Annotated in this window: 10 protein-coding genes; 7 read left to right on the forward strand and 3 right to left on the reverse strand. The window is 55.9% G+C overall.

The genetic code is table 11. The features are described from left to right. Window positions 1-417 precede the first annotated feature (417 nt). The 5 genes from AC1KVE_RS05755 (at window position 418) to AC1KVE_RS05775 (ending at window position 6695) form a co-directional block, all read left to right on the forward strand. Window positions 418-1419 (forward strand): arabinogalactan endo-1,4-beta-galactosidase, encoded by a 1002-nt coding sequence (locus tag AC1KVE_RS05755; RefSeq protein ID WP_102255631.1) that lies wholly within the window; start codon window positions 418-420, stop codon window positions 1417-1419. A 409-nt stretch (window positions 1420-1828) separates the two neighbouring features. Further along, window positions 1829-4516 carry a pyruvate dehydrogenase (acetyl-transferring), homodimeric type gene (gene aceE / locus AC1KVE_RS05760; RefSeq protein WP_481092527.1) on the forward strand — a complete coding sequence of 896 codons (2688 nt, stop codon included), beginning with the start codon at window positions 1829-1831 and terminating at the stop codon, window positions 4514-4516. 90 nt (window positions 4517-4606) lie between these two features. Beyond that, window positions 4607-5434: a ParA family protein gene (locus AC1KVE_RS05765; protein ID WP_481092526.1), complete on the forward strand. Its 828-nt coding sequence runs from the start codon at window positions 4607-4609 to the stop codon at window positions 5432-5434. Continuing rightward, window positions 5434-5970: a hypothetical protein gene (locus AC1KVE_RS05770; protein ID WP_481092525.1), complete on the forward strand. Its 537-nt coding sequence runs from the start codon at window positions 5434-5436 to the stop codon at window positions 5968-5970. The genes AC1KVE_RS05765 and AC1KVE_RS05770 overlap by 1 nt, the downstream gene beginning before the upstream one ends. Then, on the forward strand, window positions 5970-6695 hold the full coding sequence (locus AC1KVE_RS05775; protein WP_481092524.1) for a hypothetical protein: 726 nt from the start codon (window positions 5970-5972) through the stop codon (window positions 6693-6695). Before AC1KVE_RS05770 ends, AC1KVE_RS05775 begins: the two co-directional genes overlap by 1 nt. 285 nt (window positions 6696-6980) lie before the next feature. On the opposite strand, the gene AC1KVE_RS05780 is transcribed toward AC1KVE_RS05775, so the two are convergent. From AC1KVE_RS05780 to AC1KVE_RS05790, 3 genes are read right to left on the reverse strand one after another with little or no spacing between them, the layout of a single operon-like run. Next, the gene (locus tag AC1KVE_RS05780) at window positions 6981-7631 is read right to left on the reverse strand and encodes an Eco29kI family restriction endonuclease (protein WP_481092961.1); all 651 of its coding nucleotides are present in this window, start codon (window positions 7629-7631) and stop codon (window positions 6981-6983) included. After that, window positions 7628-8842, reverse strand: coding sequence for a DNA cytosine methyltransferase (locus AC1KVE_RS05785; RefSeq protein WP_481092962.1), 1215 nt, complete (start codon window positions 8840-8842; stop codon window positions 7628-7630). The genes AC1KVE_RS05780 and AC1KVE_RS05785 overlap by 4 nt, the downstream gene beginning before the upstream one ends. A 49-nt stretch (window positions 8843-8891) precedes the next feature. Next, entirely contained in the window at window positions 8892-9140 is a 249-nt protein-coding gene (locus AC1KVE_RS05790; RefSeq protein ID WP_481092963.1) for an XRE family transcriptional regulator, read from the reverse strand. A gap of 918 nt (window positions 9141-10058) precedes the next feature. On the opposite strand from AC1KVE_RS05790, the gene AC1KVE_RS05795 reads away from it, so the two are divergent. Both AC1KVE_RS05795 and AC1KVE_RS05800 read left to right on the forward strand, forming a co-directional pair. Further along, window positions 10059-10877 (forward strand): hypothetical protein, encoded by an 819-nt coding sequence (locus AC1KVE_RS05795; RefSeq protein WP_481092964.1) that lies wholly within the window; start codon window positions 10059-10061, stop codon window positions 10875-10877. A 582-nt stretch (window positions 10878-11459) separates the two neighbouring features. Beyond that, a complete protein-coding gene (locus tag AC1KVE_RS05800; protein WP_481092965.1) occupies window positions 11460-12194 on the forward strand; it encodes a hypothetical protein in 735 nt (244 codons plus the stop codon). Window positions 12195-12215: the final 21 nt, after the last annotated feature.

Here is a 12215-nt window from a genome sequence, read left to right on the forward strand (position 1 = left end):
AACGCGCCCCGGTGCCGGGAGGCCCATAGCACGTCGCCGCACCACATCGCATCGAGCCCAGGTCTACTTGTGCTGCCCTGACAGTCGACCACGCCTGTCACCTCAGCGACCGATCGCCCATCGCAGACCCGCTGCGCACTATCGCGCCGGTTTTCTGTTGCACCCGCACAACAATGCGCTGGCGAAAATATCGCCAGTTCGCTGGCGCAAGGCGTTTGCCGCCGTGAGATATGCCGCAACCACGCAGCAGCTATAGCGAGCGCGACCGCATTGCGCCGCCGTGCTGCAATCGCCACCGTTTCGCGGCGTGTCTGGCCGCTGCGGGCAGCGCCGTATCGCCACAGGCATGCGGCGAATTCAGGGGGATCAGGCAGGGCGCCATGCGGCGCGACATCCATCGATCAAGGGAGAGGGTTCATGCACGTTTTTCGCAAGGGGTACCACCGTTTGCTGCTGGTGCTGCTGCTGGGTGGCCTTAGCGCCGGCGCCGGCGCGCAGGGCATCGCCAAGGGCGCCGATGTCAGCTGGCTCAACCAGCAGGCCGCGGCCAGCCCGCCGCAGGTGTTTCGCGATGCGGCCGGCAACACCACCGACTTCATCAAGCTGTTCAAGGATGTGGGCGGCAACGCCATCCGCCTGCGCGTGTGGGTCAACCCGTCCGGCGGCTGGAACGATGGCCGCGACACCCTGGACAAGGCCAAGCGCGCCGCCGCGCAGGGCATGCGCATCATGATCGACTTCCACTACAGCGACAGCTGGGCCGACCCCGGCAAGCAGACCAAGCCGGCCGCCTGGGCGGGCCACTCCGTCGCCCAGCTCAATACCGATGTCTACAGCCACACCCAGGGCATCCTCAAATACCTCAAGGACAACGGCATCACGGTCAGCTGGGTGCAGGTGGGCAACGAGATCAACAGCGGCATGCTGTGGAACGAGGGCAAGACGCCCAACTTCGCCACGCTGGGCCAGTTCATCAACAGCGGCTACAACGCCACCAAGGCGGTGTATCCCAACGCCAAGGTCATCGTGCACCTGGCCAACGGCTACGACAACGCCAACTTCCGCTGGTTCTTCGACAACCTGCGCTCGGCCGGCGGCAAGTGGGACGTCATCGGCATGTCGCATTACCCGCCGGTCGGCAGCTGGCAGGACTACAACAGCCGCCTGGACACCAACATGCGCGACATGATCTCCCGCTACGGCAGCGACGTGATCGTGGCCGAGGTCGGCATGGACTGGCAGCAGGCCGCCACCACCCGCGCCATGCTCACCAACCTGCTCAGCCGCAGCAGCGCCATCGGATCGCGCGTGCTCGGCATCTTCTACTGGGAGCCCAACGCCTACCCCGGCTGGCAGGGCTACACCATGGGCGCAGTCAACAACAACGGCCAACTGACCGAAGCGCTACAAGCGTTCTGACCACCCGACCGCCGTAGGAGCGCACCCGGGCGCGACGGGCTTCACCGGTAACGCCCCTCGCGCCCAGGTGCGCTCCTACAGGGCGCCAGGTGCATCCCCCAGGCGTAGGAGCGCACCCGGGCGCGACCGGGCTTTGCCGGTGACGCCCGTCGCGCCCGGGTGCGCTCCTACGGGGCAGGCGTGTCGGTCCATTCCGGCCGGTGGCCCTTATCCTTTGGTCGTATACCGGCAGCGCCCGCTGCACCGGATCGTCGTACCAGCCGGCATCGGTACCCCACCCACGCACGACACCGTCCCATTCCATACGCACCCGTAGCGAGGAATGGCAACAGGTGCGTGCGGTACACTTGGGGGTTCACGAATTCACGATGTCGACACACCCGCGGGGTGTGTCCCCCCGGGAGCGCTAATGAACTGGTTGAACGAAGTGCTGCACAACGATCCGAACCCGCTTGAGACGCAGGAGTGGCTCGAATCGATCAAGGCCGTCATCGACGTCGAAGGCCCGGAGCGCGCCCATCAGCTGCTGGAAGGCATGGTCGAACAGACCCGCCGCGCCGGCGCTTACCTGCCGTTCTCGCCCACCACCGAGTACGTCAACACCATCGCACCGGCCAACGAGGCCAAGAACCCCGGCGACTCCGCGCTGGAGTGGAAGATCCGCTCGATCATCCGCTGGAACGCCATGGCCACCGTCGTGCGGGCCAACCGCAAGCCGGGCGACCTGGGCGGCCACATCGCCTCGTTCGCCTCCAGCGCCACGCTGTACGACGTGGGATTCAACCACTTCTGGCGCGCGCCCAGCGACCAGCACCCGGGCGATCTGCTGTTCATCCAGGGCCATAGTGCCCCGGGCGTCTACGCCCGCGCCTTCCTGGAAGGCCGCATCAGCGAAGCCCAGCTGGACAACTTCCGCATGGAAGTGGACGGCCAGGGCATCTCCTCCTACCCGCACCCGTGGCTGATGCCCGAGTTCTGGCAGACCCCCACCGTGTCGATGGGCCTGGGCCCGCTGGCCGCCATCTACCAGGCGCAGTTCATGCGCTACCTGGAAAACCGTGGCCTGATCGAGAAGTCCGACCGCAAGGTGTGGTGCTTCATCGGCGACGGCGAGAGCGACGAGCCGGAAACCCTCGGCGCCATCGCGCTGGCCGGCCGCGAAGGCCTGGACAACCTGATCTTCGTGGTCAACTGCAACCTGCAGCGCCTGGACGGCCCGGTGCGCGGCAACGGCAAGATCATCCAGGAGCTGGAAGGCGTGTTCCGTGGCGGCGGCTGGAACGTCATCAAGCTGCTCTGGGGCGGCTACTGGGACGCACTGCTGGCCAAGGACACCGACGGTGTGCTGCGCAAGCTGATGATGGAAACCGTCGACGGCGAATACCAGAACTGCAAGGCCTTCGGCGGCGCATACACGCGCGCCAACTTCTTCGGCAAGTACCCGGAGACCGCGGCCATGGTCGCCGGCCTGTCCGACGACGACATCTGGCGCCTGAACCGTGGCGGCCACGACCCGCACAAGGTGTACGCCGCCTACCACCAGGCCGTGAACACCAAGGGCATGCCCACCGTGATCCTGGCCAAGACGGTCAAGGGCTACGGCATGGGCTCGGCCGGTGAGGCGCTCAACCCCACCCACCAGACCAAGAAGCTGGACGACGCGGCGGTCAAGCACTTCCGCGACCGCTTCAACATCCCGGTGACCGACGCCCAGCTGGAAGACGGCCAGGTGCCGTTCTATCACCCCGGCGAAGATTCCCCGGAAGTGCAGTACCTGAAGGAGCGCCGCAACGTGCTGGGCGGCTTCCTGCCGTCGCGCCGTCCCAAGGCCAGCAAGTCCTTCGTCGCGCCCACGCTCGACAAGTTCGAGCGCCTGCTCAAGGACAGCGGCGAGCGCAGCTATTCCACCACCATGTCCTTCGTGCAGAGCCTCAACATCGCCCTGCGCGACAAGGAACTGGGCCCGCGCATCGTGCCGATCGTGGCCGATGAGGCGCGTACGTTCGGTATGGAAGGCATGTTCCGCCAGATCGGCATCTATGCCCCGTTCGGCCAGAAGTACAAGCCGGTCGATGCCGACCAGCTGATGTACTACCGCGAAGACCAGACCGGCCAGGTGCTGCAGCAGGGCATCAGCGAGCCGGGCGCCATCGCCTCGTGGATGGCCGCCGGCACCAGCTACTCGGTGTCCGACGTGCCGATGCTGCCGTTCTACATCTACTACTCCATGTTCGGCTTCCAGCGCGTGGGCGACATCGCCTGGCAGGCAGCGGACATGCGCACGCGTGGCTTCCTGCTCGGCGGCACCGCCGGCCGCACCACGCTCAACGGCGAAGGCCTGCAGCACGAAGACGGCTTCAGCCAGGTCATCGCCGGCTCCATCCCGAACGTGCGTAGCTACGACCCGACCTTCGGCTTCGAAGTCACCGTCATCATGCAGCACGGCATGAAGGCGATGATGGAAGACCAGATCGACGAGTACTACTACATCACCCTGATGAACGAGAACTACGCCCACCCCGGCATGCCGGACGGCGCAGCCGAGGGCATCATCAAGGGCATGTACCTGCTCAAGGACGCCGGCAAGCCCAAGAAGGGCGAGCTGCGTGTGCAGCTGCTGGGCAGCGGCACCATCCTGCGCGAGGCCATTGCCGCGGCCGAGCTGCTGGACAAGGACTTCGGCGTCACCGCCGACATCTGGTCCTGCCCCAGCCTCAACGAAGTGCGCCGCGACGGCTACGCCGTGGAACGCTGGAACCGCCTGCACCCGGAGGCCGAACAGCGCAAGCCGTATGTCACCCAGCTGCTGGAAGGCCGTCAGGGCCCGGCCATCGCCGCAACCGACTACGTACGCGCCTTCGCCGACCAGATCCGCGCCTTCGTCCCGATGACCTACACCGTCCTCGGCACGGATGGGTTCGGTCGTTCGGATACGCGTGCCAACCTGCGCCGGTTCTTCGAGGTCGACCGTTACTACATCGCGCACGCGGCGATTGCCGCGCTGGCGAAGGACGGCAAGATGACGGGCAAGGATGTGGCCCGGGCAATCAAGCAGTACAAGATCGATGTGGAGAAGCTAAATCCAGACAGAGCTTGACGCTGTTTGGGTGAAAGCAAAAAGGGCGGCCAAGTGGCCGCTCTTTTTATTTGAACTACTAGTAGACTTGAAAAAAACCTTGAGGGTGCTATGAGTAAGATAGTCTCGCTAATCAATATGAAGGGCGGTGTTGGGAAGACGACACTAGCTGTTGGCCTTGCTTGGGAGCTCGCGAAGAATCACAAAGTACTGCTTGTTGATATCGATCCGCAATTCAACGCCACGCAGTGGCTAGTCCCAACCGATATGTATTTCGATTGGCTTACTAAAGGGAAAACCGTATTCGATGTCTTTCAACCTGAGGCTGCTGTTCCAGGTGGTATCGGTGGGTTCCGTAGCGGGGCCAAGCCTGTTGCGCCTTCGCTGAAGGATACCATTATTTCAATTACTCATTCTGGAGTGACGCTGGATATAGTGCCTTCAATTCTCGATCTAATGACTCTGGACGCAGCTCCACGAGGTACCGAGAATAAGCTGAAAGTATTTTTACAGCAGGCAAAAGAAAAATATGAATACATATTGATTGACTGCCCGCCAACCGCTTCGTTGTTTAGCTATAGCGCTTATCTTGCCTCCGACATGTATTTGGTTCCCATAAAGCCAGACCCTCTTTCGGTATTGGGTCTTCCTCTATTGGAACGAGCTATTGAGGATTACCAGAACAGATCGGGGCATTCGCTTGTGCGCTTAGGGTTAGTACTGACGCAAGTGCGGGGAACGGATGCGATGGCGAAAACTGCAGCGCAGTTGAGGTTGTCATATCCAGGAGAGGTCTTCAAAGAGCAGTTGCCAATTGCGACTGGCGTCGCTGAGGCTGTTCAAGAAGGTTTGCCACTGCAAGAGTTCCATAAAACAAAAAACGCGCTAAAGTTTGAACTGCATTCTATGGCGGCTGAGTTCGTAAAGAGGGCAAAATAATGACAAATAAGTCAAAAGCTCAAAATCAATATTTGCGACTCATGTCGAAGCTTTACGATATGGCTTCTCAATTCGATGTCGCCGAATTAAGTTTGATTCTTAAAATTGCGGAAGATGAGGAAAATAAACCTGTCATTAGAGCAACTCAAGCGCTTTTAATGCTTGTCAGAAGAGATGATCGTGCTGAACGCAATTCAGCGCGAAAGGATCTGATTCCTCATGTTAGACAGGTGAAAAGTGCAAGTCCTATGACTGCCGGGTCAAATTTTTCCCGCTATCCTAGTTCTTTGCAAGAGGTGTTTGCATCAAAAGAGATATTTCCGACGGTTAATGATGTGGTGTCATTGTTGCCATTTCCATTTGAAATTAAGGCGAAGGAGTCTCGAGATAGATTTTCTCGGAGATTAGTAGGTCATATTAATGAATTGCCAGAAATGGATCGAAAAGAAACTCTCGAGAATTTGCAGGGGTTTTTGAGTAATCAGTCTGGTGGTGGATTTATTAGTAATTGGTCTAGACTAATTAGGGGGTTGTGATGGTCGCATTTTCTAATGTTGCAAAAAAAGAATGTCAGGCAGATTTTAAGTCAATATTAGATTTTTACAGGCCTTATCAACATCTAGAGAGTCTGGCTAAAACGGAGTCATTGCTGCGCGTCGCCCACCGATTTGCACTGCATTTGTCGCAATTAGTTAGTGGCGCGGAAGGCAGGGTTGAAAATCAAAGGATATTCCTTGAGGAAATAAGATCAGATGCAGTTCATTTGCTGCACGTTTTATTTTTAGGTGATGCGCGCGCTGCAAATTTTTATATGCGCAGCATAGTGGAAAATTTTTGGAGGCACCACTATTTTAAAAGCCACTTGGTAGAGTATGGCTGGTTGCATGAGCGGGCTGGTTTTTTTCTAACGATGGAGTCTCTTAGGGACTATTGTAAGAGTACGAAATTAACCAGCTGCGAATTAAGAGTTGCGGTTGGGAATTTGAGTAACTACTTTTCAGTTCTTTCGGGTGAAGTGCACAGCTCGCGAGCTAATAGTTTAGTTCTTAGGGAAACCATTTCTCAAATAATTTTAACTTCAACTGATTCTAAAAAAATAAGCAAAATTCTGAATAACTTGTCTAAAGATATAATTTTGTTGCTGAGTGTCTCCGAGTCTTCGATATTTGACTTAATGAGTGGGGCAAGGCGTGCTTATTATCTGGAGTTTCTGGATTCGACCAGGAAACGCTATCGTCAGAATTCGCTAGGACTTGTATAGATAAGCAGTGCAGCATGAAATTCTTCGTGCGGCGCTCTACTTTTTTATGGTCTTGTCATTGGGTAAGGCCCCGCACGCTTACCAAGCTAGCTGTGTAAATTCAACACGTTGTTCAGTAAGAGGCTAGAGGCTTGTAACAGAGGTTGGCACGAGGGTGGTGTGTCGGGCCCATGATCAGGGCAGGTGAGCGGACAGGAAAAACCCAGCCCTAGCTGTTTGCTTAGGTTGGATTCATTAAGAAAAAATATTAAGCCTACTTGGCTGATGCTCAATTCTTGTGACGCGTTATCCGCCTTCAGCTTCAATGAACTTATCAGATAGACAGGCCGGTAGAACTCGGAGATAAGTGGCTGCATCTTCCGCAATCCTGAATTGCGATTCTGGTCTTTCAGCCAAACGCTCTGCCCACTCTCGGCCAGGGTGCAAAACATCCCAACGGGGCCGCATGCCCGCGTGTCTCCCTCTTCCAGGATTATGGTTGCCAAATCCATCGATGAGTGAGTTCCAGACCGGAGTGAAGCGGGAGATGATCAGGGACTCCCCCAGGGGGATCCATATGTCATCAACGACAAGAAATCTACAGAAGAAGTCGTCAATACTAAGATTGCTAGCCGAACGAATGCTATCGGCATGCTCTTTGAGGCGCTTGAAGAGCACCTTGCCAGCAGGTACATCTACGCTGCCGCCTACACGGGCGCCAGCAGGGATTGCCTTGCCGACATAAATGGGGAGCATGAAGCTCCCATCGGCATTTAGCCTCGAAACCTGTTGGTAGGCTTCAAACTCACCCGTGTAATAAATTGCATATATGCCAGCCCCCTCGAACTGGGGCAGCTGGCCCAGTGGATGAACTTCCTTAGTGAGAAGCGCCTCAGCGACACTGGCTCCAAGATTCTTTTTGTCCAGCGGGTTAAACGGGATTACTTTGCCGGTCATGCGCGCTTTCTTCTCATTGATGCATCATTTTTGGCGATCTTAGCCAAGCCTGCAATCGCAAGCTGATCGGCCACGCTAGAAGCTACCCTTTGCCCAAGCACGACAGGTACCGCATTGCCTAGCTGACGCATGGTCTCTGACCAGCTGCCGTGGAACTGGAAGCCATCAGGGAAGGTTTGGATGCGAGCGCTCTCACGAATGGTGAAGTAGCGAACCAAGCCGCCGTCCTTCACAAGCATGTTCTCGCCGCCTGGAACTCCGTGCCCGCCAGCCTTCAGAGTCTTGGCAGGGAGGTCGAGCGGACTGCCTGTATGCCCGGGATATGAGCGAGCGCCAGCCTGAAACACATGGTTAGCAATCTTCTTCGCCTCGGGGCTCTCGGGGTCGGGTAACCCTTGGAGCGCATCCCGTACGGTTCGCCATGCCAATGTCGGAGGTGTTGTTCGACATTGCTGAAGCTTCGCAACTTTTGCAGCGAGCTTGGCAGGTGTCTTGGGCTGACGAATCCCATGCCGCTTCCAGTAAACGCCTGTTACCCACTGGTCGTGAAGCAGGGCGTCATAGCTATGCGTCTCATTAGGGAACGACCACGCAACGCCCAGGTCATCTCGGAATCCAATAAGGAACACCCGCTCACGCTTCTGCGGAACGCCGTAATTCGCAGCGTTCACCAGCGTTGGAATGACGTTGTATGTGAGTCCCTTGCCTTTGCGCTTGCCGGAGGTACGTTCAACTTGGAGCCGTGCGAGATGATCTGTCCAGTCCTCGTCCTTCCTGGGTGGAACATCCGGAAACTCAAGCTGAAGCTGGATGTAGTGAAAGTAGTTAGCAAATTTTGCGCGTGTCAGACCCTTGACGTTCTCCACAATGAATGCCTTCGGACGGAGCTGTCTAATGATCTCAACAGTAGCCGGGAACATATCCCGGTTATCCTCATGAGCCTTGTGCTTCCCGCCGATGGAGAACGGCTGGCACGGGGGGCCGCCTGCAAGAAGCTCGATGTCCTGGGGGATTGACGACCAATCAAATGACCGAACGTCGCCCTCATGCAAGTTCCAGCCACGTACCAGGGGGTAGTCGCGCTTTTGGTTCTCGCGGACGGTGTCGCAGGCCCACTTGTCCCACTCCACAACGGCCAGGTGCTCGAAACCAGCGATCTCGCAACCCATGGCCAACCCGCCGGCGCCTGCGAAAAGCTCTACCGATCTCATTTCAGTACTCCAGTAATTCTGTTGGAACAAGCGGGAGCGTTTGTACTGCTCATTGTTGATGCTCCTGTGCGCACTTGTGGTTATGCCCAGGCTTCGCCTCGACCAAAGAAATCTCCATGCCAACTGCTGCAAGGACCGCGATCAGCTTCCTGCTACCAAACTCAGTAAGCCGACCCCTCTCAAAGCGGGAGAGCGACTCAGCTGTAACGCCGCTTTGCTTGGCCACATCAATCTGCTTCAAGCCAAGCTGGCGACGCCTCTCGGCGATCTGGGTTCCGAGCTGATGCAGAGTGTTCACGTGGAGAAGATGACCCGTAATCGTAGCAGGCAATTATTGATGTATACGTCAAGTCTGGCAAGCCGGGCGTGAGGTGAATTATCGGCCTCCGTAGTCTCGCTGCGTGAGAACTTCGCCGTCGAGCTGGGGTCCGCCGGCGACTTGAAATGCGATAACTAACTACCACCCGCACTACGGCCTGTGCCATTTCAGTAGATCCGCGCTGACGGTCTTCAGCGCCCGATGAGTGGCCGGGGTTAGGTTTATATCAATCAACGGCGCTTGGCTTGCGTAGCCGATGGGAGGGCCCGACGCCCGAAAAGCGGCGAGTCTTGGCTTCCACCATCGTGCGGACGGCATCGTGGCCAGAGCTCGTTGCTGCTGTAAATGAAGCAGGATGCTGGCGAGCAGTTCGTCGGACAGGGCTTCATCGAGAAGGGCGCGGTAGGCGTTGGATTGCCAACCGGGTCGTTTGCCAAGCGCAAGCCCAAGTCAACAGGGGTGCGGTGTCAGTCTAGAGTGCCCGCGCTGGCACAGATTGACCGCGCAACTGGACCAGCGATAAGCCGCCGGGCCGTCTGTCAGGCACGCACGCACTGGGTTGAGTTCAATGCAGCTGTAGCAGCGAAGGACGTAGTCAGCGCTGTACACAATGCCCTTTCCTTGGCGTACTAGTGCGCCCGTGGCGGCCATTGAACAGCACCACGTAGTCCCGCTCAAGCCGCCGGATCAGCTGCCCGATCCATCCTTTTTCAGGTGGCGTGGCAAGCAAATGCCGAAGGTTGAGGCCGTCGCTTAAAGCTCGCGGATCCAGTGATGGCTGACTCCATCTGAGATCCTGTTTGATCGGATCAGGAAGATGAGGATGCTCGGGCTGTTGGTCGAGTGATGTCACCTGTGCGAATATTTCCGGAAGAATTATTTACGAGCATGCATGATATGAGCGTACCACCAGTGGCAGATAATCAATTTCCATTTCAAAGATCCTTTCTCGCTCGTGGAGGTGATTTGCTAGAGTTGATAGGCAAGTATGTAGCGATCCTGGTGCCGACCATGTATCTGTTGGGCCGTGTATATTGCGAAACATATTGGGATGCCCTGGGGCTATCTGAATCACTAATTCAATATTCATTCGAAGATCGTATTTATTGGGGGTTTTATGTTTTTTTCTCCTTGGCAGTTGATATTTTAGGTTGGATGCCTGGCGGGCCGATAGGTGCCGTATTTTTGACAACAATTGTCATTGCTTTCCTGGCAGTTGCATTTTTCTTCTTCAATAAAATATTGGTGCCAGAGATTAAGTTGAAAGTAGAGAATTCTGTGAAAATGGCGCGGGCCTGGCGACTTGGTGACAAGGGAGCCTGGATTGCTGCTGTCCGCCCATTCGCCGGTTTTTTAATTTTCGTGCAGAATTTGTTGCTCTATTTCTTTTTGATGGTAGTAATACTCGCGGTTCCAATACTTATTTCCGTGCAAGCGGGGCGTGATAGTGCTAGTCGTATTGCAAAGAGGCTGGAGATATCCGCTCCTTTGGATGGCGCTCTTAGGATGCCGTTAATTAAACTAAAAGATCCGATTCGGGACTCTAACTCGGCCATTCTTGTCCAGTGCTCAAGTGAGTGGTGTGCGATATGGGTCAGGGAGCGGTTCATGGCTGTCAGAAAAGAAAGTATTAATAGCGTTGAAGCCTGTTATCAAGTTGGTATTACAAAAACTGGTTTGATTGCATGCGAGTGGGTAGATTTTCGAGGGGGGTAGGGTGCGCATGTTCAATCTTTCACTATTTATGATTGACGCGCAATAGAGCTGCGGCGGAAAGGTACCTTCGTCCAAAACGGAAGAGAATGAAAAATAATGAGAAGAAGAATGGGATTAGGTTAACTTAGTTGGCCTGATTTTTTCTATCGGCTAGGTGGGTGTGGATAGCGAGCCAGTAACGGGGTCAGGTTAACTTATCGCGCAAAAGGGCGGGCAAAAGGGGAGGTGGCAAAAAGCGGTAAAAGGGGGCGAAGGTAACTAAGCGAATCGGTTGTACAGGCCCGCGTGGCGATGTCTGACAGCGCGGCTGTGTCGCTGCCGTCAGGCTGAGGTCTTCTTCTTGAGTGGTAGGCTCGGCCATGCCGCGTCAGCCGCCTCTGGAACTACCCGGCGTTCCGATGCGTGTCGTCCAGGGAGGCGTGAACCGGTGAGAGATCTTCTTGGACAATGAGGATCGGCATCACTACTGCCTGCTACTACGCATGGCCTGCGAGCGTTTTGCTGTGCAGGTGCAAGCGTTTCTGCTGATGGACAATAGTGTGCACCTGCTAAACTTAAAGGCAATAACTAAAGGATGATGCTTTGAAGAAAATAATTCCATTGCTTCTGTTGGTATTTTCGTTGGCGTCGGAAATTGCGTCGGCCGAGATTAATCATGAAAAAAATAGTTATGGCATTGCTATAAACAGGCAGATCCAGAAGTGGTGGGAAAACGATTCGCAAAGTGCGATTCTATCGTCTGGCTCAAGTTGCGCTGTGCGTATTTTGCAGATTCCAGGTGGTGAGATCGTGGCTGTTGATGTTCTGCCAAACTGTGAGTTTAACGATTTGGGTCGTTCCATCGCTGTTGAAGCTATTCGTCGCGCCAGCCCTCTTCCCTATCGTGGGTTTGAGAGTTCCTATGAGCGCGAGTTAACGATAGTTTTACGCGCGTCTAATTCGCAAGATCGGCGACTTGCATCCGAGCGTAAGCGGGAAACGGAGGAAATAAGACGGGAGAACGCCAAGTCTGATGCGCAATGGAAAGCGGGTGCCGGTGCTAGCATGAAGCGAATTCTCTATTCAAATGAGTGCCTTGGTCACCTGCGCTGGGAGCTCCATACATTGCAGCTAAGTGATCCATCTCCCGTCTTTATCACGCTTAAAGAAGATGGTCGGGTTCGGAAGGTCGATTCCGTCGCAGATGGCGTCGTGGATAAATATTTAATTGTAGCGCTGAACTCTGCTCGGCCATGCCAACGGGTTCCATCTGAGCTACTAGATAGTTCGGGAGGTATCCAGCTTGGCCCAGTTATTTTGGGATCTCGTATCGGGTAATAACGGGGTCTAATAACGGGG

Source organism: Xanthomonas sp. NCPPB 2864, assembly GCF_056675615.1.